The organism is Mesorhizobium sp. WSM3860 (assembly GCF_002294995.1).
Lineage (GTDB): Bacteria > Pseudomonadota > Alphaproteobacteria > Rhizobiales > Rhizobiaceae > Mesorhizobium.
The window spans coordinates 143,076-163,723 of the sequence record NZ_NSGF01000003.1; the positions used below are offsets into that span (position 1 = coordinate 143,076).

17 protein-coding genes and 1 pseudogene are annotated in these 20,648 nt (G+C 63.8%); 5 read left to right on the top strand and 13 right to left on the bottom strand.

The annotated features are described in order from the left end of the window. Position 1: 1 nt before the first annotated feature. The 3 genes from moaC (at position 2) to lexA (ending at position 2,539) form a co-directional block, all read left to right on the top strand. Positions 2 to 481 (top strand): cyclic pyranopterin monophosphate synthase MoaC, encoded by a 480-nt coding sequence (moaC, locus tag CK220_RS07195; protein WP_095810872.1) that lies wholly within the window; start codon positions 2 to 4, stop codon positions 479 to 481. A 1-nt stretch (position 482) separates the two neighbouring features. Beyond that, positions 483 to 1,688: a gephyrin-like molybdotransferase Glp gene (glp, locus tag CK220_RS07200; RefSeq protein WP_095810873.1), complete on the top strand. Its 1,206-nt coding sequence runs from the start codon at positions 483 to 485 to the stop codon at positions 1,686 to 1,688. Between the two features lie 116 nt (positions 1,689 to 1,804). Continuing rightward, positions 1,805 to 2,539 carry a transcriptional repressor LexA gene (gene lexA / locus CK220_RS07205; protein ID WP_095811158.1) on the top strand — a complete coding sequence of 245 codons (735 nt, stop codon included), beginning with the start codon at positions 1,805 to 1,807 and terminating at the stop codon, positions 2,537 to 2,539. Here lexA and CK220_RS07210 read toward each other — a convergent pair. Next, entirely contained in the window at positions 2,523 to 4,982 is a 2,460-nt protein-coding gene (locus CK220_RS07210; RefSeq protein ID WP_095810874.1) for a ComEC/Rec2 family competence protein, read from the bottom strand. The genes lexA and CK220_RS07210 overlap by 17 nt on opposite strands. Positions 4,983 to 5,084: 102 nt before the next feature. On the opposite strand from CK220_RS07210, the gene gltX reads away from it, so the two are divergent. Together gltX and gltA are read left to right on the top strand one after the other, a co-directional pair. Continuing rightward, entirely contained in the window at positions 5,085 to 6,509 is a 1,425-nt protein-coding gene (gene gltX, locus CK220_RS07215; protein WP_095810875.1) for a glutamate--tRNA ligase, read from the top strand. A 181-nt stretch (positions 6,510 to 6,690) separates the two neighbouring features. Next, positions 6,691 to 8,019, top strand: coding sequence for a citrate synthase (gene gltA / locus CK220_RS07220; RefSeq protein ID WP_095810876.1), 1,329 nt, complete (start codon positions 6,691 to 6,693; stop codon positions 8,017 to 8,019). An 84-nt stretch (positions 8,020 to 8,103) separates the two neighbouring features. Here the strand turns inward: gltA and lpxB are convergent, their stop codons facing one another. The 12 genes and pseudogenes from lpxB to CK220_RS07280 all read right to left on the bottom strand — a co-directional run bounded on the left by lpxB (position 8,104) and on the right by CK220_RS07280 (position 20,636). Further along, positions 8,104 to 9,285 carry a lipid-A-disaccharide synthase gene (gene lpxB / locus CK220_RS07225; RefSeq protein WP_095810877.1) on the bottom strand — a complete coding sequence of 394 codons (1,182 nt, stop codon included), beginning with the start codon at positions 9,283 to 9,285 and terminating at the stop codon, positions 8,104 to 8,106. Further along, positions 9,275 to 10,177, bottom strand: coding sequence for an LpxI family protein (locus tag CK220_RS07230; RefSeq protein ID WP_095811160.1), 903 nt, complete (start codon positions 10,175 to 10,177; stop codon positions 9,275 to 9,277). Before CK220_RS07230 ends, lpxB begins: the two co-directional genes overlap by 11 nt. Next, a complete protein-coding gene (gene lpxA / locus CK220_RS07235; RefSeq protein ID WP_095811159.1) occupies positions 10,164 to 11,000 on the bottom strand; it encodes an acyl-ACP--UDP-N-acetylglucosamine O-acyltransferase in 837 nt (278 codons plus the stop codon). Before lpxA ends, CK220_RS07230 begins: the two co-directional genes overlap by 14 nt. A 15-nt stretch (positions 11,001 to 11,015) precedes the next feature. Then, positions 11,016 to 11,477, bottom strand: a complete 462-nt coding sequence (gene fabZ / locus CK220_RS07240) for a 3-hydroxyacyl-ACP dehydratase FabZ (RefSeq protein ID WP_095810878.1) — start codon at positions 11,475 to 11,477, stop codon at positions 11,016 to 11,018. After that, the gene (gene lpxD, locus CK220_RS07245) at positions 11,470 to 12,525 is read right to left on the bottom strand and encodes a UDP-3-O-(3-hydroxymyristoyl)glucosamine N-acyltransferase (protein ID WP_095810879.1); all 1,056 of its coding nucleotides are present in this window, start codon (positions 12,523 to 12,525) and stop codon (positions 11,470 to 11,472) included. The genes fabZ and lpxD overlap by 8 nt, the downstream gene beginning before the upstream one ends. Before the next feature lie 74 nt (positions 12,526 to 12,599). Beyond that, positions 12,600 to 14,972: an outer membrane protein assembly factor BamA gene (bamA, locus tag CK220_RS07250; protein WP_095810880.1), complete on the bottom strand. Its 2,373-nt coding sequence runs from the start codon at positions 14,970 to 14,972 to the stop codon at positions 12,600 to 12,602. A gap of 218 nt (positions 14,973 to 15,190) precedes the next feature. Further along, entirely contained in the window at positions 15,191 to 16,333 is a 1,143-nt protein-coding gene (gene rseP / locus CK220_RS07255) for an RIP metalloprotease RseP (protein WP_095810881.1), read from the bottom strand. 103 nt (positions 16,334 to 16,436) lie between these two features. Beyond that, complete coding sequence (locus CK220_RS07260; protein ID WP_095810882.1) at positions 16,437 to 17,252, bottom strand: phosphatidate cytidylyltransferase; 816 nt, start codon at positions 17,250 to 17,252, stop codon at positions 16,437 to 16,439. 11 nt (positions 17,253 to 17,263) lie between these two features. Further along, positions 17,264 to 17,995, bottom strand: a pseudogene (locus tag CK220_RS07265) (isoprenyl transferase); the annotation flags it as partial. Between the two features lie 20 nt (positions 17,996 to 18,015). Then, positions 18,016 to 18,570, bottom strand: a complete 555-nt coding sequence (gene frr / locus CK220_RS07270; protein ID WP_082980388.1) for a ribosome recycling factor — start codon at positions 18,568 to 18,570, stop codon at positions 18,016 to 18,018. An 89-nt stretch (positions 18,571 to 18,659) separates the two neighbouring features. Next, the gene (gene pyrH, locus CK220_RS07275) at positions 18,660 to 19,382 is read right to left on the bottom strand and encodes a UMP kinase (protein ID WP_095810884.1); all 723 of its coding nucleotides are present in this window, start codon (positions 19,380 to 19,382) and stop codon (positions 18,660 to 18,662) included. Positions 19,383 to 19,526: 144 nt separating this feature from the next. After that, entirely contained in the window at positions 19,527 to 20,636 is a 1,110-nt protein-coding gene (locus CK220_RS07280) for an aldo/keto reductase (RefSeq protein ID WP_095810885.1), read from the bottom strand. Positions 20,637 to 20,648: the final 12 nt, after the last annotated feature.

Here is a 20,648-nt window from a genome sequence, read left to right on the forward strand (position 1 = left end):
GATGCCCGCGCTTACCCATCTCGGCGCCAAGGGCGAAGCCAACATGGTCGATGTCGGCGGCAAGGCCGAGACGACGCGCACGGCCATCGCCGAAGGGTTTGTCACCATGCAGCCGGAAACGCTGGAGATGATCCTGGCCGGCGACGCCAAGAAAGGCGACGTGCTTGGCACGGCGCGTATCGCCGGCATCATGGCGGCCAAGAAGACGCATGAGATCATCCCGCTTTGCCATCCCCTGCTTCTCACCAAGGTTGCTGTCGAGATCGAGCCCGACCACGCGCTTCCCGGCCTGAGGGTCACCGCGCTTGCCAGGGTTACCGGCAAGACCGGGGTGGAAATGGAGGCGCTGACCGCGGCGTCGGTCGCCTGCCTCACCATCTACGACATGGCCAAGGCAGCGGACCGCGCCATGGCGATTTCCGGCATCAGGTTGGTGGAGAAGACCGGCGGGAAGTCGGGCGACTACAAGGCAGGCTCTTAGGATGGCTTTGCTTCCGGTCGCCGAGGCGCTCGAACGCCTGTTGGACGGCGCGACCGCGCTGCCAGGCGAAAGCGTGCCGCTGGCCGATGCCGCCGGCCGGGTTCTGGCCGAACCGGTGGTGGCTCTGCGCACCCAGCCTCCCTTCAATGCTTCGGCAATGGACGGCTATGCCGTACAGGCCGCCGACGTAGCCTCGGCGCCGGCGCGGCTCTCCGTGATCGGCATGGCGCCCGCCGGGCGTGGCTTCACCGGCTCTGTCGGCAAGGGCGAAGCCGTGCGCATCTTCACCGGCGCGCCGCTCCCCGAAGGCGCCGATACCGTCGTTATCCAGGAGAATGTCCGCGATCTCGGCGGCGGCAGCATCGAACTGACCGAGCCGACCGCGGAGGGACGCAACGTCCGTCGCCGCGGGCTCGACTTCTGCGAGGGCGACCTGCTCCTCGAAAAAGGCCGCCAGCTCGATCCGGCGGCGCTTTCGATGGCGGCATCGGCCAACCATCCGAGTCTCAACGTGGTCCGGCAGCCGCTGGTCGCCGTCATCGCCACCGGCGACGAATTGCTGCCGCCCGGCAGCGCGCTCGGCCCCGACCAGATCATCTCGTCGAATGCCTATGGCGTCACCGCCACGGCCCAGTCGGTTGGCGCGCGCGCGCTCGACCTCGGCATCGCCGCCGACCGACATGACGCGATCGCGGCTCTGGTCAAGCAGGCGGTCGAGGCCGGCGCCGACGTCATCGTCACGCTTGGCGGCGCCTCCGTCGGCGACCACGACCTGATCCATGACGTGCTGACCGGCGAAGGCATGCAGCTCGACTTCTGGAAGATCGCGATGCGTCCGGGCAAGCCGTTGATGTTTGGCCGGCTCGGCAACATCCGCTGCATCGGCCTGCCCGGCAATCCGGTCGCAAGCCTGGTCTGCTCGCAGCTGTTCCTGAAGCCGCTTCTGGCGAGGCTGGGCGGCCGCAATTACCGGCAGGACATCCGCAGCGCGCGGTTGGCTGCCGCAATGCACGCCAACGATCTCAGGCAGGACTATGTGCGCGCCGTTGTCCGCGAGGATGCGGGGGCATTGGTCGCAACACCGTTCGGTATCCAGGATTCCTCGATGTTGAGGATGCTTGCCGATGCCAATGGCCTGATCGTGCGCCCGCCCTTCGCACCGGCGGCTGCAGCCGGCGAGGAATGCAGCGTTCTGATGTTACGCTGAACAAAACGTCAACACATTCACTAAACTTTAAACGGTTGCGGAACACAACTGGAACAGATAGTGTTTGTTCTGGGTTTGTTTTTCTGATTCTGGTTTCAGAACCCATGGGGGCCGCCATGCTGACGCGCAAACAACATGAACTGCTGATGTTCATCCATGAACGGCTCAAGGAAAGCGGCATTCCCCCGTCTTTCGACGAGATGAAGGAAGCGCTCGACCTTGCCTCGAAATCGGGCATCCACCGCCTGATCACGGCGCTGGAGGAGCGCGGTTTCATTCGCCGGCTGCCGAACCGCGCGCGTGCCCTCGAAGTGCTGCGCCTGCCTGACTCGATCGCGCCCGGCCTCAATGCGGCGAAGAGATTCTCGCCGAGCGTCATCCAGGGTGGCCAAGGCAATCTCGGCCGCCAGATCAAACCCGCGGCGCCCGCCCGCACGCCGACGCCCAGCAATGACGACGACGCCGTTTCGGCCGTCTCCATCCCGGTGATGGGCCGCATTGCCGCCGGCGTGCCGATCGACGCCATCCAGCACCAGACGCATTCGATCACGGTGCCGCCGGACATGATCGCCGGCGGCGAGCACTACGCGCTCGAAGTCAAAGGCGATTCGATGATCGAGGCCGGCATCTTTGACGGCGATACGGTCATCATCCGCAATGCCAACACCGCGAGCCCGGGCGAGATCGTTGTGGCGCTGGTCGACGACGAGGAGGCGACGCTGAAGCGCTTCCGGCGCAAGGGGGCTTCCATCGCGCTCGAGGCCGCCAATCCGGCCTACGAGACCCGCATCTTCGGTCCCGATCGCGTCAAGGTCCAGGGCAAGCTCGTCGGACTCATCCGCCGCTACTGAGGGGCCGCGGCTTGGCTTGCGGCTTCTCGGGCTTCTTGTAAGGCGCTAACCCCCTCGCCTCACGCGAGTAGCGCCGCTGTTCATGCCAAGGGCGGTATGGTTTTTCGACGGCGTATTGAATGGTTGCTCGCGCCGTCGCCGATTGCGGATCGAAGAAGACGGCGGCACTGCCGTCGCGCGCGAGCTGCCGCTTGGTGACGACGAGGATGCGTGGATCGCGGCAGGGATTATAGGCCGTGGCATCGTTGATGACGATGAGGTCCGCGAAGTCGCAGGCAGGTCGGGCAGCTTCGCGGGTCTCGGCGAGCGCGACGATCGCGCCGGACGGATGCCGGCCAATGCAGAGATCGCCCGTGCAGTAAAAGGGCGATCCAGGCGGCAAGTCGACGGGATCGGCTATGTCCAGCGTGCCGTTGGCGAATGTCTCCGGCGGCACGAGCGTTTCGGCCTTGAGCGCGCGTTTCCAGTTATCGGTGGTGAACTCGTTGGAGCGGGCACGATTGATGGCGAGTTCGCCGCCGCCGATCGGCATCGCCACCAGATGCGCGTCCTCCGAGATCAGCAGGTCCGGCGTGCGCGCCTGCGGGATGATCATGACGGCCGCGACTGCGAAAGGAATTGCGGCCAGCCTCAGCCAGGTAGTCGCCATCGTGGCGATGACGAGCGCGATCGTCGCCAGCAGCACCGAATGGATCGAGATCAGGCCCACGGCATCGACCGGCGACCACTCCGAAATCCACGCCGAGATCGCGATCATCGCCGTCAGGCCCTTGCCCATCAAATAGAGGAAGGGCCCGTCGAAACCGAACGGCATCATGACCGCGCTGGCGACGGCGAGAAACATCACGACCGTGACGATCGGCATGATTGCGAGATTGGCCAGCAGGCTGAGCGGCGAGACGCGCTGGAAATGCCAGATGGCAAACAGCGCCGTGGCACTTCCGGCAATGATCGACGTCATTGCGGCGCCACCCGCTCCGACTGCCAGTTTGCGCGACATGAACCGCAGGAACGAACGCTTTGCCGGCGGCGCTCTCACCTTGCCGGCGCGGTAGTCGGACCAGCCGGCATAGGCGCCGACAAGGGCGGCGGTTGCCGCGAACGACATCTGAAAGCTCGGGCCAACCACTTCATGCGGCGACACCAGGATGACGGCGATGGCCGAGATCGCCAAATTGCGCATCGTCAGCGCGGCGCGGTCGAAAAGCACAGCGATCAGCATGACGGCCAGCATGATGAAGCTTCGCTCGGCGGCGACCACCACGCCGGAGATGACGAGATAGGCGGCGATCGAGATAAGCGCGATTGCCGCGGCATATTTCTTCACCGGCCGGCGTGACGAAAAATCCGGGAACAGCGCAAAGGCGCCGCGCAGCAGAAGCATGACAGTGCCGGCGACCAGCGCCATGTGCAGGCCCGAAATCGAGATGATGTGATAGATGCCGGTCCGCCGCATCGCCTCGTTGATATCCTCGGGAATGCCGGCGCGAACGCCGACGATGAGTGCAGCGGCAATCTCGCCTTCGGGTCCGCCGACGGTGCTTCTGATGTGATCGGCAATGTTTTCGCGCGCGTTCTCGATGCCTGAGGCGATGCTCGTCTGAGCGATCGGGTCGGTTGGCGGAATGACTTTCGGGTTGCCGAGGAAAAATCCGCTGCCGCCGATGCCAGAAAAATAGCTGTCGAAGGAAAAGTCATAGCTTTCGGGACGGACCGGCCCGGTCGGCGGCAGGAGCCGTGCGTAACCCGTCACCAGCGATCCGGCCTCCACGCCGCCCGGGATCCTGCGTGCCGAGAGCCTGACGCGATCCGGCGCGTAGCGCAGCTTTGGATGCGCGGTCGAGACGAGATCGATGGTCAGCCTGACACGGCCATTGGCCATTTCCTCGGCGATGACGACGCGGCCTGTCAGCCGCGTCTGGATTTCGGAGCCGAGCATTGGCGTTGCGGCCCGCCAGGTCTCGACCTTTGCGGCGACGAAGCCCAGCGCGCAAAACAGCGCCGCCATGAAGACCAGGTGTGTCTTCAGCCAGGGACGCGAAACCGTCGCACACACAGCCATCAGCGCTACTACCGCCAGCGGTCTGTAAAGATCCGGCTCGGCGCTCAAGGAATAATAGAGTATCACGCCGGCGGCCAGGAACACCGGCACCAGCAGGAAGCCGATGCCGCGGTCGAGCTCGGTGGAGGCTGCCTCGGCCACACCCCGGCGAAACGCGGAAAACGAGGCACGGCGGAACCGCCTGCGGATCAGGTCGATGGCTGCCGGCGGAAGCGGCTTCAGGACGGCGTCGCCGTCCGGCAAAATCTCGGTGGCCGGACGCGGCACGGGAACCAAAACCGGTACTACTTCAGCAGGCACGGTGTCGGCAAACAGCAGGCGCTCGCTCACGCCAGCCATCGTCTCCTCGCCCTCCTCCGCACCCCGGCCACGTCCAGCCATCGGGTCTGCCCCTTGCGCCCCAGACCTCCTATGCTACATGAACGCCCACCGCGCGAAAGTCCGCGCAATCATGCCCGCTTCAGAGCTTCTTCCGAGAGTTCCATGTCCGACAAGGTCGTCACCCGCTTTGCCCCCTCGCCCACAGGCTATTTGCACATCGGCGGGGCCCGCACGGCGCTGTTCAACTGGCTCTACGCCCGGCACACGGGCGGCACGATGCTGCTGCGCATAGAGGACACCGACCGCGAGCGCTCCACCGAAGCGGCGACGGCCGCCATCCTGGACGGACTGACCTGGCTCGGCCTCTCATGGGACGGCGAGGCCGTGTCACAGTTCGAGCGCGCGCCGCGCCACCGTGAGGTGGCAGAGCAGCTCGTACGGCTGGGCAAGGCTTATTACAGCTATGAGACGCCTGCCGAGCTGGAGGCGATGCGCGAGGCGGCGCGGGCCAAGGGACTGCCGCCGCGCTACAATGGCCAGTGGCGCGACCGCGACCCCTCCGAGGCGCCTCCCGGCGTCAAGGGCGCCATCCGCATCAAGGCGCCGACCGAAGGAGAGACCGTCGTGCACGACCGCGTGCAGGGCGAGGTGCGCTTCCCGAACAAGGACCTCGACGACTTCATCATCCTGCGCTCGGACGGCAACCCGACCTACATGCACGCCGTCGTCGTCGACGATCACGATATGGGCGTCACCCACATCATCCGCGGCGACGATCACCTGACCAACGCCGCGCGCCAGACCGTAATCTACAACGCCATGGGCTGGACCGTGCCGTCGATGTCGCACATCCCGCTGATCCATGGCGCCGACGGCGCCAAGCTGTCGAAGCGCCACGGCGCGCTCGGCGTCGAGGCCTATCGCGCCATGGGCTATCTGCCCGAGGCCCTGCTCAACTATCTGGCTAGGCTCGGCTGGAGCCACGGCGACGACGAGGTGATGTCGATCAAGGACATGATCTCCTGGTTCGATATCGGCGACGTCAACAAGGGCGCCGCCCGTTTCGACTTCGCCAAGCTCGAGGCGCTGAACGGCGTCCATATGCGCAAGATGGACGACAAGGCGCTCTTCGATATTCTCGTGGCCACCTTGCCCTATCTGGAGGGTGGCCCGGCGCTCGCGGCCAAGCTCGACGACAGGCGCCAGGCACAGCTGCTTGCCGCCATGCCGGGCCTCAAGGAGCGGGCAAAGACGTTGGTCGAGCTCGTCGACGGAGCCGGCTTCCTGTTCGCCGAGCGGCCCTTACGGCTCGACGAAAAGGCTGCGGGGTTGCTTGGCAGCGACGCTCGCGCCATTTTGCGCGGTGCCCACGCCGCGCTCGCCGCGATCTCCGGCGGATGGAGCGCCGCAACCGCGGAAGCCGCTATTCGCGATTTTGCGCAGGCCGGCGGCCATAAGCTCGGCGCCGTGGCCCAACCGCTGAGAGCCGCGCTCACCGGCCGCAGCACCTCGCCCGGCGTGTTCGATGTGCTGGCGGTGCTCGGCCGTGAGGAGAGCCTGGCGCGGGTTGCGGATCAAATCGATTAGGAGCGAACTGGCCCAAGAAGATTGGCATTGAAAGGTGTGTTTCGCAGTGCAACATTAGGCCTTGGCCCAATCTGGCACGCACCTCCTAAAATGCGGTGGTAAGTTCGCGCATTCCGGTGATTTCGACGTGTCGTTTGCAGGAATTGCCTTGCCGGCATGAGAAAACATAAAGGAGTTTGCAATGAGCGAAGCTGCGACAAAACTGGAATCGGGCGGCAAGGCGCGTGAGTCGACCGCAAGGCTCGAGCTCGCCGGCAAGACGCATGAATTCAAGGTGCGAAGCGGCTCGACCGGGCCCGACGTCATCGACATCGGTGCGCTGTACAGCACCACCGGGGCCTTCACCTACGATCCCGGCTTCACCTCGACGGCAAGCTGCGAGTCGGCGATCACCTTCATCGACGGCGACGCCGGCATCCTGCTGCATCGCGGCTACCCGATCGACCAGCTCGCCGAGCACGGCGACTTCCTCGAGGTCTGCTATCTGCTGCTCTACGGCGAATTGCCGACCAAGGCGCAGAAGGACGACTTCGACTATCGCGTGACCCGCCACACCATGGTGCATGAGCAGATGTCGCGCTTCTTCACCGGCTTCCGCCGCGACGCCCATCCGATGGCCGTCATGTGCGGCGTGGTCGGCGCGCTGTCGGCCTTCTATCACGACTCGACCGACATCTCGGACCCATATCAGCGCATGGTCGCCTCGATGCGGCTGATCGCCAAGATGCCGACAATCGCGGCGATGGCCTATAAATACCACATCGGCCAGCCCTTCATTTACCCGAAGAACGATCTCGGCTTCGCGGCGAACTTCCTGCATATGTGCTTTGCCGTGCCGTGCGAGGAATACAAGATCAATCCGGTGCTGGCGCGCGCCATGGAGCGTATCTTCATCCTGCACGCCGATCACGAACAGAACGCGTCGACCTCGACGGTTCGTCTCGCCGGCTCTTCGGGCGCCAATCCGTTCGCCTGCATCGCGGCCGGCATTGCCTGCCTTTGGGGCCCCGCGCATGGCGGCGCCAACGAGGCGGCTCTCAACATGCTGGGCGAGATCGGCCATGTCGACCACATCCCGGAATTCATCGCCCGCGCCAAGGACAAGAACGACCCGTTCCGCCTGATGGGCTTCGGCCATCGCGTCTACAAGAACTACGACCCGCGCGCCAAAATCATGCAGAAGACAGCGCATGAGGTGCTGGGCGAGCTCGGCATCAAGGATGATCCGCTGCTCGACATCGCGATGGAGCTGGAGAAGATCGCGCTGACCGACGAGTATTTCATCGAGAAGAAGCTCTATCCGAACGTCGACTTCTATTCGGGCATCACGCTGAAGGCGCTGGGCTTCCCCACCACCATGTTCACCGTGCTGTTCGCGGTCGCCCGCACCGTCGGCTGGATCGCGCAGTGGAAGGAAATGATCGAAGACCCGCACCAGAAGATCGGCCGCCCGCGTCAGCTCTACACCGGCGCCACGGAACGCGATTACGTGCCGATTGCGAAGCGGTGATTTCGCTAATAGCGAGTAGCGAGTAGCGAATAGGGAAGAAGCGGGCGGTGCTGAGCGGCGCCCAGCCACGCTACTCGCTATCCGCTACTCCCTATTCGCTTTCTTGATGCACCCCAGCACCACCTCGGCAGCAATCTCGCCCGCTGGCCTGTCGGTCGCCATGCGCCTGGCGATATCGGCGAAGCCTGCCCGCTGCCAGGCGCGCATGCCGGTGTCGGCAAATAGGGCTTCCAGCTGACGCGCCAGGTTCTCCGGCCTGACATACTGATCGTAGAACTCCGGCACCAGCGCGCGATCGGCGATCAGGTTGGGCAGCAGCGCCGACCAGGTCGTCACCAGATGCTGCAGCAGCTGCCTCGCGATGGGATCGAGCTTGTAGCTGGAGACCATTGGAACACCGCAAAGCGCAAGCTCGAGCGAAACCGTTCCGGACGCGATCAGGGCCGCATCGGCCTTGCCGAAAGCCAACCATTTGCGCTCCGGATCGGTGATGATCTCTGGCTTCTCGTCCCAGCTCGCGACGGATGTTTTCACCAGGTCGGCGACATGCGGCACCGTCGGCAGCCTCAGCCGCAAGCGGTGACCGCGCTGATGCAAGACCGATATCGCCTTGCCGAACGGCTCGATCAGCCGGCGCACCTCGCCGCGGCGCGAGCCGGGCAGCACGAGCAGCGTCTTCACGCGATCCTCCGACAGGTCCCGCGGCAAGCTCTGCGCCTTGGCGGCGCTGAGCACGCCGGGATCCTGGGTCAGCCGGTGGCCGACATAGGTGCCGGGAGGCCCACCAAGCCGGGCAAGCGCCTTCACTTCGAAGGGCAGAATGCAGAGGATGTGATCGACATAGGGCTTCATTGCCGCCGCTCTGCCCGGCCGCCATGCCCATACGCTCGGGCAGACATAGTGGACGATCGGGATAGCGGGCGCGGCGGCGCGGACCTTTTTGGCAACCCGCAGCGAAAAATCAGGGCTGTCGATGGTGATCAGGCAATCCGGCCGCTCCGCCGCGATGGTGGCGGCTGTCTGGCTGATCCGGCGCATCAGCCGCGGCAGGTCGCGCAAGACGGCGCTGAACCCCATCAGCGCGATCTCACTGCCCTGGAAGAGCGGTGTCAGCCCCAGTTCCTGCAGATGCCGGCCGCCGATGCCGACGAGCCGGATCTTACGGCCGGTGGTCTTCTCGAGCGCACGCACGATGTCGGCGCCGAGCAGGTCGCCTGATTCCTCGCCCGCGACGATGGCGATCTTGAGCGGCTTCTCACCGGCCATCGCCCGGCTCCATTGCAGCAAGGCCGATGATGAACAAGCCGAGCGCATTGGCCCGCGCGAGAGTCGCCGGGCCTTCGAGAATGAGCGAGCGGCCGGCTTCGACGGCTATGCCGGCCAAGCCTGCGGCATGCGCCGCCTCGACTGTCTGCGGGCCTATCGAGGGCAAGTCGGCGCGCAGCTCCTGCCCTGGCTTGGCGCATTTGACGAGAACGCCGCGCGTCTTGCCGGCGAGCCTGCCGTGCCCGCGCAATTCGCGCGTCCTCTCGAGCAGGCCCTTAGTGCCTTCGATGCCCTCCAACGCGATAACCCGCCCTCCGACCGCAATCGCCGCCTGGCCGATGTCGAGCTCGCCGATCGCCTTGGCCGCCGTCCGGCCGGCCTCGATATCGCGCCAATCCGATTGCTTTGGTCCTACCTTGGTCAACGTGCCCTCGCCGGCAGTGAGATCTGGAACAATCTCATGCGCGCCGACGACCGCGATGCCGCGCTTTTCCAGCCCGCGCGTAAGAACCTTCAAAAGGCCGTCGTCGCCGCGCGCCAACGCCATGATCACGGAGGGAACTATCGCCAGCAGACCGAGTGTCGGGCGTATCTTGGTGAGCTGTGGCCTGCGCCTGATCTCACCGGCAAGGACGAGATGGCTGATGCCTTGGCGTTTCAGCAGGGGAAGCAGGAAGCCTATGTCTTCCAGCGCGAGCGTCGCCTGCTCGTAGGCGGCAAAATCCGCTTCGCGGTCCACCTCGCCTTCGGCCAGTATGATGAAAGGCGGGTGTCCCTGCCTGACCAGGCCTTCGGCCACTTCGACGGGCAGGCTGCCGCCACCGGCGATGATGCCGACCCTGGAGCCCGGCGCGAGTGCAAGCGCTGAGCCGGCGGGCTCAGGCCTCGTCATCGCCATTGTCATCGTCGCCGCCACCCTTGAGCGACGGGACGGCATAGTGCCGCTTGCCGCGGCTGGTGATGAAATCGATGATCTTCATGGCGGTTGGCGACGAGGCGAATTCTGCCTTGGCGATTTCCACATTCTCGCCGACGGTGCGGGAGCGGTCGAAAATTGTCTTGTAGGCCTTGCGCAGCAGGTAGATTTCAGCGCGCGGCAGGCCGGAGCGCTTCAGGCCGATGATGTTGAGCCCGCGCAGGCTGGCGCGATTGCCGACGGCAATGGCATAGGGGATGACGTCGCCGACAAAGGCCGAGCAACCACCGAGAAAGGCGTTGTCGCCGACACGCACGAATTGATGAACGGCGCTTAGGCCGCCGATATAGACGTTGTCGCCGATCTCGCAATGTCCGCCAAGCGTTGCCCCGTTGGCGAAAGTAGCGTTCTTGCCGACGACGCAGTCATGGGCAATGTGGGCATAGGCCAGGAAATTGCCATTATCGCCGACCGTCGTCTCGCCGCGGCTGGAATCGGTGCCCACATGCATGGTGACGCCTTCGCGGATGGTGCAATTTTCGCCGATGACCAGCGTCGTGCGCCCGCCCTTGTGCTTGGTGTTCTGCGGCGGCGCCCCGAGCGTCGACATTGGATAGACCTTGGTCGAGCCGCCGACAGTGGTGGCCCCCATCACCGAGACATGGCTGACCAGCTCGACGCGATCGCCGATGACGGCGTCGGCGCCGACATGGCAGAAGGGTCCGATACGCACGCCTTCGCCGAGCTGGGCACCTTCTTCGACGACCGAGGAAGGATGGATTGATGTCTGAACTTTCATGAGCATTTGAAACCGTCAGCCGGTGACCATCATAGCCGAAACTTCGGCTTCGGCGGCCTTTGCGCCATCCACCATCGCCTCGCAGGCGAATTTCAGCAAGTTGCCGCGCTTCTTGATCTTCTTGACGTGGATCCTGAGTTGATCGCCCGGAACGACCGGCTTGCGGAATTTCGCGTTGTCGATGGTCATGAAATAGACCAGCGACGGCTTTTCCGCGTTGAGGCTGCGAATGCAGATCGCGCCGGCGGTCTGGGCCATGGCCTCGATGATGAGCACGCCCGGCATCACCGGCTGCTGCGGGAAATGGCCTTGGAAATGCGGTTCGTTGATGGTCACGTTCTTGATGCCGACCGCGGAGTCGTCGCCGTCGATTTCGACGATGCGGTCGATCAGTAGAAACGGGTAGCGGTGCGGCAGGAGCTTCATCAGCCCCATTATGTCGACCGCCTCGAGTGTCGTCGCAACCATGTCAGCCATTTCCGTCGCCCTGCTTGCGCGTCCTGGCCAGCCTGCGCAGCATTGCGATCTCACGCATGGCTTCCGCCATCGGCTGCGCCGGGTAGCCTCCCCAGACCTCGCCCGCCGGCACGTTGCTCATGAATCCACTTCTCGCAGCAAGCTTGGCCCCAGGACCGATGGTCAAATGATCGGCGAGGCCGACGCCGCCACCCATGGTGACGTTGTCGCCGACGACGACGGAACCGGAAATACCCGAAAGCCCGGCTATAATGCAATTGCGGCCGATGCGAACATTGTGGGCGATCTGCACTAGATTGTCGATCTTGGTGCCTTGTCCGATGATGGTGTCGGACATCGCGCCGCGATCGACGGTCGAGTTGGAGCCGATCTCGACGTCGTCCTGAACGATGACGCGGCCGATCTGCGGCACGCGCTCAGGTCCCTTGGCGCCGGCCACGAAGCCGAACCCGTCCTGACCGATCCTTGCGCCGCCATGAACGATGACGCGGTTGCCGATCAGCGCGTATTGGATGCTGGCGCCCGGACCGACATAGCCATCACGACCTATCTTGCAGGAGCGGCCAATGACGGCATGCGGGGCAATGACCGTGCCGCTCCCGATGGAGACGCCGGGACCGATCACGGCGCCAGCCTCCACGATCGCACCCGCCTCGACATGGGCGGACGGATCGATGTGCGCTTGCGGCGAAATGCCGGTTTCGCCAGTCATCGGCCCCGGCGTGGAGGCCTGCGGAAAAAGCAGCCGCCCTACCATGGCGAAGGCCTGCTGCGGACGCGGATGCGCCAGCACAGCAATTCCCTGCGGCGCCCTGTTGGCGAAGTCGGCGGGACAGAGAACGGCAGCCGCCTTGAGCGAATGCATCAAGGCGAAATTGCGCTTGCCGTCGACAAAGACGAGCGCACCGTCGCCACCCTCATTGGCGGGCGCCAGCGCTTCGATGGCGATGTCGGCCTGCGAGGAATCAACGAGATTGGCGCCGGTCAGATTCGCGACCTCGCCAGCCGTATACCGGCGTGAAGGCGCGAAGAACACCGGATCGGTCATTCCACAAACATTATCCAGCTAGGTCGGATCAGTCCATTCCGGGCCATCACACGGCCCGGGAACATCGTAACGGATTAGAAACGGGTCGCTATGCCGAAGTTGAATTCCTGCACGTCGTCGGTCGCTTCCTTCTTCACCGGGATCGCATAGTCGATTCGGATCGGACCGAACGGCGACGCCCACATCAGGCCGACACCGACCGAAGCGCGCAGCTTCATATCGGTCGAGGACTGGGTGACGCCTGCAGTATGAATTGCGCTGCCATAGAGCGTTGCAGCATCGGCAAACACCGCGCCCCGCAAGCCAAAGCTTTCCGGAATAGCCGGCAACGGGAACTGGGCTTCCGCCGAGGCATTGAAATAGGTCGTGCCACCGAGATGGTCACCCGTATTGGTATCTACAGGGCCGATGCCGCCATATTCGAAACCACGGATCATACGATCATTGCTTTGGAACTGGTCGAAGATACGCAGACCATCGTTGCCATACCCGGCGATATGGCCAGCGCCACCGGAGATCAGACCGACCAGATCGAGCTGCTCGGACAGCGTTTGGTAGACGCTTGCGCGCCCGGTCAACTTCACCCACTTGGCGTCACCACCGAGACCGGCAACCTCGGTCGTACCAGTGATGTAGAGCCCTTCATGCGGGTTCTTCATATCGTCGATGGTGTTGTAGACTAGCCCGAGGCTGACCGACGACTTAATCCACGGACTTTGAGCTACGCCTTCCAAGATAGCCGGCGAAATGGTGCACGTGCCGTCCGGATCCGCAGGGCTGGTGGGACCGCAACTGTCGTCGACCTTATATTTCTCTTGCGAGATATTGTACGCCAGCTGCGTCGAAATACTGTCGGTGATCGGCAGGCCGAAGCGGATGGTCGCGCCCGTCGTATCGCTGTCGTAGTGATTGTTATATTCCCTGGTCGACTTGTAGATATCGAAGCCCGCCGCGATGCGCCGGCCGAGGAAATACGGCTCGGTGAAGGAAATCGCATAATCGCGCGAGTTCTTGCCGCCGCCGGCCGACAGCTTGATGTATTGGCCGCGACCGAGGAAGTTGCGCTCGGTGATCGAGCCTTCGACGGACGGGCCCGGCGTGTCGCCGCCGGTCGAATAGCCGGCGCCGACCGAGAACTCACCGGTCGACTTCTCGACCACATCGACCACCAGGACAACCTGATCCGGAGCCGACCCAGGGACCGTCGAGATGTCGACTTTTTCAAAATAATCCAGGGCTTCCAGCCGCTTCTTCGCGCGCTGGACAAGAACCTGGTTGAAGGCGTCGCCTTCGCTGACGTCGAATTCGCGCCGGATGACATAGTCGCGCGTGCGGTCGTTGCCGCGGATTTCGATACGCTCGATATAAGCCTTGGTGCCCTGGTCGATGGTGTAGACGACCGAGATCGTGTGATTCTCAAAATTGCGGTCGCCGCGCGGCGTCACCTGGGCAAACGCATAGCCTGAGCCGGCGACCTTTTCGGTGAGCGCAACGATCGTGTCCTCGACGTCCTTGGCGTTGTAGACATCGCCCTTGTGCGTCTGGACCACCGATTCCAGCGACTTTGAGTCGACCTCGGGAATCGTGCTCTCGACACTGATGTCGCCGAAGTTGTAGCGCTCGCCCTCCTGCACGGTGATCGTGACCGTGTATTTGTTGGTGGCTTCATCCAACTCACCGACGGCCGAAACGACCTGGAAGTCTGCGTAGCCGTGATTGTAGTAGAACCGGCGCAGCAACTCCTGGTCGGCGCGCAGCTTGTCCTCGTCATAGACGTCGTCGCGCAGCACGAACGAAAGCCAGGACGAACGCTTGGTGTTGATGACGTCCGACAGACGACGGCTGGAAAAAGCGCTGTTGCCGACGAAATTAATCGCCGCGATCTGCGTGCGGGCGCCTTCGTTAATGTTGAAGACCACGTTCACGCGATTGTCGCCGAGGTCCATGATCTGACTGGTCACGGCGGCATCGTCGCGGCCGATACGCCGATAGGCGGCTTTGACCGCCTCGACGTCGGCGTCGAGAGCCTGCTGCGAGAAGGTCGCGCGCGGCTTAAGCTGGACAGCGGCCTGGAGCGCGTTGTCCTTGAGCTTCTTGTTGCCCTGGAACAGGACCTGGTTGACGACCTTGTATTCGGAAACCTTGACGACCAGGGTCGAGCCGACCTGATTGATCTGGACGTCCGAGAACAGCCCGGTGCCGAACAGGGCCTTCACGGCGCTATCGATATCGGCACTTGAAAACGCCTTGCCGGGCTTGATGGCGATGTAATTGCGGATGGTTTCGGCATCGACACGCTGGTTGCCGCTAACCTCGACCCTGCTCACCACCGCTGCTTCGGCTACCGATGTGGCAACGAACTGCACTGCGAGCGCGCCTGGCAAAACCAGGGCGGCGGACAAAGCCGCCGCGGACGCGGCGCTCAGAAACTTGGATGCTGCCTTCATCGGGCTTTTGTACCTTTTTCTCGTAGTCCCCACGGCGAGAAAACCGGACGTGCGGTATTTTCCCTTACCGTATTAACCGGATTTCCCCTACACGCAAGGCTCCCGGTTAATTTGTATTTACTTAACCCTGTTGCGTGGCTTTCGTGTCACGCATATCCCCACGCATGGTAAACGGCGTCTCAATATGGATGGGGCCGAAGCCAAATTCCTTCATGATTTCAGCACCCAAACAGATCATTCCAAAAAACGAAGCCCATAAATCCGAGCACCAGAAGGAGACCGGTCCGGTAGGCCATCTCCATCATCCGCTCCGACACGGGCCGCCTTATGACGGCCTCCACGCCGTAGAACAAGAGGTGGCCGCCGTCGAGAGGGGGAATCGGCAGAAGATTGAGAATCCCTATCCCGACTGACAGGAATGCAACAAGCTGCACCAGCCACTCGAAGCCGAGCTTGGCCGCCTGACCCGACATTTTTGCGATCTTGATCGGCCCGCCGAGCTGGCATTTGTCCTCGCGCCCGACGACGAAGCGCTGCAGAAATTGCCCGGTGCGCTCGATCACATGCCCGGTTTCCTCGACAGCCGCCGCCAGCGCGCCCGCGGGCGTGTAGGAGACCAGTCGCGGCTGCCCGAGCTCGGCGTTGTTGGCGACGCCAATGATCGCGACCTTGACCTTGTTGCCCAGCGCATCCTGCTGCTCCATCGGTTCCGGTGTCGCGGTAACGGTGATTTCCTTGCCGTCGCGCAACATGGTGAAGGTGATGGCGTCGCCGGCGCGACCCGAAACCAGGCGTTGAACGTCGGCGAAGGTCTCCACCTTGTTGCCGTCGACTTTGACGAATCGGTCGCCGGGCTGAATGCCCGCCCGGGCCGCCGGGCTGCCGGCGCTGACTTCGGCCACCATCGGCTCCATCACCGGCCGGCCGTAGAGCGAAAACAGCACCGCGAACACGGCGATCGTCAGCAGGAAATTGAACAGCGGCCCGGCGACGACGGTCGCCGCGCGTTTCCAGATCGGCTGGGTGTGGAAGGCGACCTCGCGCTCGGCCTCGGTCAGCGATTCGAGGTCTTCGGTGCTCGGCTGGCTCGATGTCGCGTTCATGTCGCCGACGAATTTGACGTAGCCGCCAAGCGGAATGGCGCAAAGCTTCCAGCGGGTGCCGTGGCGGTCGTTGAAACCGAAGAGCTCCGGGCCGAAGCCGATGGCAAAGGCCTTCACCCCGATGCCGCACCAGCGGCCGATGAGGTAGTGGCCCATCTCATGCACGAACACCACGACGGTGAGCACGAACAGGAACGGCACGAGAGTCCCGAGGACAAAGCCTTGCGTGCTGAAGAGCGCGTGAAGAATCTCGTTCAAGTCATGCCCTCAAAATTCGCCCAGCGCGACAGTCCGCCGCGACTGTGGCATCAATCCGGGCGAATCCGTGGCACGCGTCGTTTTCGCCCAGTGGCGACGCCAGTTAGTTCGGAAACAGCCCCATTGCCGGATGGTCGGCGCCCGCCGCAATCCAACCGATGACGTACAGGGCGAACGCGGCCGCGACAAGCCCGTCCACTCTGTCCATGACGCCGCCATGGCCGGGAATGAGATTGCTCGAATCCTTGCAGCCGTGCTGGCGCTTGACCCAGGATTCGAACAGATCGCCGATCTGCGAGACGATCGAGAGCGCCAGGGCGACGAGGCCAAGCATAGTGAGATTGCCGGCCCCGGCGGCGATTGCCAGCACCAATCCGGCAGCGATGCCGCCGACCGCGCCCCCAAGCGCGCCGCTCTGCGTCTTCCCGGGCGAGATCGAAGGCGCAAGCTTCGGGCCGCCGACCGCGCGGCCGACGAAATAGGCCGCTATGTCGGTCGCCCAGACCACCGCGAACAGGAAGAGGATGGCCATCAATCCTGAGTGGCTGTCCCCGCGCAGATAGGCGAGCGACAAGCCGGACAACGACGCGTATGCCAGCCCCGAGGCCTCCCACGGCGCTGCTCCCCGCAGTCGCGCGGCAACAGCGACGATAGCAGTGATGGCTGCGACCAGAAGCAGCAGCCACAGTGCCGGCAGGCCGGCGATCAGCGCGCCGATGAAGACCAGAATCAGCACTTCCGGCAGAAAGCCGAGGGCCGCACCGTTCCCAGGGCGCGACATGCGCGTCCATTCGTAGAAGATCAGCGCCGCGATCGCCGCGCAGAAGAGGCGGAACGGCAGCCCGCCGAGCCAGGTGAGCGCAAGTGTGACGGCTGCCATCACGATGGCCGAGATGACACGCTGCTGGAGATTGCTCATCGATGCCGGCGCTACAAGGCAACGTCGCGGGCGGCGAGCCCGCCGAAACGGCGTTCGCGGCCGGAAAAGTCGCGCAGGGCGTCGGCCAGGTGCTCCCGGCTGAAGTCCGGCCAGTAGCAAGGCAGGAAGACGAGCTCGCTATAGGCGGCCTGCCACAAAAGGAAGTTCGACAGCCTGAGCTCGCCGCTGGTGCGGATCACGAGGTCTGGATCGGGAATGCCGTCGGTGTCGAGCGAGCCGGCAAAGCTCTCCATCGTGATGGCGTCGCTTGTCATTTCGCCGCGAGCCACGGCATCGGCGAGCTTGCGCGCGGTGCGCACGATCTCGTCGCGCCCGCCATAGTTGAAGGCGATGACCAGCGTCAGCGCCTCATTGCCGGCGGTCAGCGATTCGGCCTCCTGCAGCAGGCCTCTGATGTCCGGCTGCAGCCCTTCCCTGTCGCCGATCACCCTCACCCGCACGCCGTTTTGGTGCAGCTCGGCGAGATCGCGGCGGATGAAGAGCTTCAGGAGGCCCATCAAGTCGCTGACTTCGGACTTCGGCCGCGACCAGTTTTCAGAGGAGAAGGCGTAGACCGTCAGATAGGAGATGCCGAGCTCTGGCGCGGCGCGCACCGTCTTGCGCAAGGCTTCGACGCCGGCGCGGTGGCCGGCAAGCCGCGGCATGCCGCGCGCCTTGGCCCAGCGTCCGTTTCCGTCCATGATGATCGCGACATGCGCGGGGGTTGTCATGGTCTCGCTTTCGAGCCGGTGAGAAACCGACCCTAAACCTGCATGATTTCAGCTTCCTTATCGGAAAGCAGGTGATCGATGGTGCTGATCATCTCGTCGGTCAGCTTCTGAACCTGGTCGGAGCGCTTGCGATGATCGTCCTCGCTGATCGTGCCGTCCTTTTCCGCCTTTTTGAGGAAATCCATGCCGTCGCGACGGACATGGCGAACCGCGACGCGGGCGTTCTCGGCATAGCCGTGCGAGATCTTGACCAGTTCCTTGCGGCGCTGCTCGTTGAGTTCGGGCAAGGGAATCCTCAGATTGGTGCCGTCGACGATCGGATTGAAGCCAAGATTCGCCTCGCGGATAGCGCGGTCGACGGCGCTCACCATCGATTTGTCCCAGACCGAGACCGAAATCATCCGCGGCTCGGGCACCGATACATTGGCCACCTGGTTGATCGGCATCGTCGTACCGTAGGCATGGACCTGGACGGCGTCGAGCAGGTTGCTGGAAGCGCGGCCGGTGCGCAGCGAAGCGAGATCGTGCTTGAAGGCCGCGATCGCCCCGTCCATGCGCCGCTTGAGGTCGTCGTACTCGCCACTCATGATCATCTCCTCGACCCGTTCGCCGGGTTCACTGCTTGTGTTCTAGTCTCGTCCAGGACCGGCGATCATTCAGCCGTCGTCGGCCCCAGTCAATTGTCGGCGACGATCGTGCAACGGCCGCCGCCTCTTAGAATTTCGCCGAAACCACCTTTTTCGTGGATCGAATAGACGATTATCGGAATGTTGTTTTCACGCGCAAGTGCAATCGCGGCCGTATCCATGATCGTAAGCCCGCGTTTGATGACTTCGGCATGACTAATGCGATCGAAGCGCACCGCGTTCGGATCCTTCTTCGGGTCGGCCGAATAGACGCCGTCGACCTGCGTGGCCTTGAACAGCGCGTCGGCGCCGATCTCGGCGGCGCGCAGCGCTGCGGCCGAATCGGTGGTGAAGAACGGATTGCCGGTGCCGCCGGCAAAGATCACCACCTTGCCCTGGTTCATATAGGCGGTCGCCTGGCGCTGTGAAAAACTTTCGCAGAGCTCGGGCATGGCAATGGCCGAAAGCACCACGGCGTCGACGCCGATTTTGTTCAGCGAGGTGCGCAGCGCCAGCGAGTTGATGACGGTGGCGAGCATGCCCATGTGATCGCCGGTGACGCGGTCGCCGCCCTTGGAGGCGACGGCCACGCCGCGGAAGATGTTGCCGCCGCCGATCACGACCCCGACTTCGACGCCAAGCGCCCGCGCCTCGGCAATGTCGGCTGCGATACGGTCAACGACCGAGACGTCGATGCCGAAATGCTGTTCCCCCATCAAGGCTTCGCCCGAAGCTTTCAGCAAGACACGTCGATAGAGGGGCTTCACCGTCATCTGGTTCCTCGAAAATCTCGGCGCGGGCAATCTGGAGGCGAAAGGCGCCTCGCTTCGCCTGGCGGCGCTGGCACGATGGTTCGACCCGATACACGAAGGGCGCGGCGATGTCACGCCGCGCCCTCGCGCAAAAGGCTTTTCCGATCAGTTGCTGCTGATCCCGACCACTTCGCCTTCGATCAGGACCGGCCGAGAATAGCCGGACGGCTTGTCGCCGGTCACGACGCCGCCGGCCACCCTGACCTGGATCTCGGGTCCAAAAAAGGAATGCGGGAACGGAGCGGGCGCAAGGCTCACCGAATCAAGCCGCTTGCGGAGCTCGATAGGGATTGAAAAGTCGAGCGCCTCGAGATTGTCCTGCAACTGGGCAAGTTTCGTCGCGCCAAGGATGACGGCGGCCACACCCGGCTGCGTCGCCACCCAGTTCACCGCCACCTGCGCCATGCTGCGGCCGAGTTCGGAAGCAACCTTTTCGAGTTCCGTAACGATCGCCCAATTGCGTTCGCTGAATTTCTGGAAACCCGGATGCGCGGTGTTGCGGAACCCGTCGAGCCGGCCGGCATTGCCGGCCTGCGTCGGGCGGTATTTGCCGCTGAGCAGGCCGCTGGCCAGCGGACTCCACACCATGATGCCGGCGCCGTGACGCGTGGCGAAAGGCGCGAATTCATGTTCGATCGAGCGCTCGGCCAGCGAATATTCGAGTTGCAGGGCCGAGATCGGCTCATAGCCGCGCAGTTCGGCGATCGCCTGCGCCCGGCCGGCATACCAGGCCGGCACGTCGGAGAGGCCGACATGGCGCACCTTGCCGGCACGCACCAAATCGTCCAGCGTGCGCAACACCTCCTCGACCGGCGTGAGCCTGTCCCAGACATGCATGAGGTAAAGGTCGATATAGTCGGTTCCGAGCCGCTTCAGCGAAGCGTCGACCGCGCGCATGATGTTCTTTCGGCCATTGCCGCCGGCATTCGGATTGCCGGGCTCCTTGTTCATCGTGAATTTGGTGGCGATCACCGCCTTGTCGCGCAAGCCGCGCTCGGCGACGAATTCGCCGAGCCAGGTCTCTGCGGTCCCGCCGGTGTAGAGATCGGCGGTGTCGAAGAAATTGCCGCCGGCCTCGACATAGGCGTCGAACATGGCGCGGGCGGTTTCCCTGTCGGCACCCCAGCCCCATTCGGTGCCGAAGGTCATGGTGCCCAGCGCCAGCCGGCTGACGCGAAGGCCGCTGTTGCCGAGCGTGTAGTAGGTCATGCTCATGTGTGTTCCGAT

Excerpts from the sequence above, each read along its gene's own strand:
- lexA (WP_095811158.1), top strand. The coding sequence starts at position 1,805 with ATGCTGACGCGCAAACAACATGAACTGCTGATGTTCATCCATGAACGG.
- CK220_RS07280 (WP_095810885.1), bottom strand. The coding sequence starts at position 20,636 with ATGAGCATGACCTACTACACGCTCGGCAACAGCGGCCTTCGCGTCAGC.
- frr (WP_082980388.1), bottom strand. The coding sequence starts at position 18,570 with ATGAGTGGCGAGTACGACGACCTCAAGCGGCGCATGGACGGGGCGATC.
- CK220_RS07260 (WP_095810882.1), bottom strand. The coding sequence starts at position 17,252 with ATGAGCAATCTCCAGCAGCGTGTCATCTCGGCCATCGTGATGGCAGCC.
- moaC (WP_095810872.1), top strand. The coding sequence starts at position 2 with ATGCCCGCGCTTACCCATCTCGGCGCCAAGGGCGAAGCCAACATGGTC.
- lpxA (WP_095811159.1), bottom strand. The coding sequence starts at position 11,000 with ATGAAAGTTCAGACATCAATCCATCCTTCCTCGGTCGTCGAAGAAGGT.
- gltA (WP_095810876.1), top strand. The coding sequence starts at position 6,691 with ATGAGCGAAGCTGCGACAAAACTGGAATCGGGCGGCAAGGCGCGTGAG.
- lpxB (WP_095810877.1), bottom strand. The coding sequence starts at position 9,285 with ATGGCCGGTGAGAAGCCGCTCAAGATCGCCATCGTCGCGGGCGAGGAA.
- CK220_RS07210 (WP_095810874.1), bottom strand. The coding sequence starts at position 4,982 with ATGGCTGGACGTGGCCGGGGTGCGGAGGAGGGCGAGGAGACGATGGCT.
- fabZ (WP_095810878.1), bottom strand. The coding sequence starts at position 11,477 with ATGGCTGACATGGTTGCGACGACACTCGAGGCGGTCGACATAATGGGG.
- CK220_RS07230 (WP_095811160.1), bottom strand. The coding sequence starts at position 10,177 with ATGACGAGGCCTGAGCCCGCCGGCTCAGCGCTTGCACTCGCGCCGGGC.
- lpxD (WP_095810879.1), bottom strand. The coding sequence starts at position 12,525 with ATGACCGATCCGGTGTTCTTCGCGCCTTCACGCCGGTATACGGCTGGC.
- bamA (WP_095810880.1), bottom strand. The coding sequence starts at position 14,972 with ATGAAGGCAGCATCCAAGTTTCTGAGCGCCGCGTCCGCGGCGGCTTTG.
- gltX (WP_095810875.1), top strand. The coding sequence starts at position 5,085 with ATGTCCGACAAGGTCGTCACCCGCTTTGCCCCCTCGCCCACAGGCTAT.
- glp (WP_095810873.1), top strand. The coding sequence starts at position 483 with ATGGCTTTGCTTCCGGTCGCCGAGGCGCTCGAACGCCTGTTGGACGGC.
- pyrH (WP_095810884.1), bottom strand. The coding sequence starts at position 19,382 with ATGACGGTGAAGCCCCTCTATCGACGTGTCTTGCTGAAAGCTTCGGGC.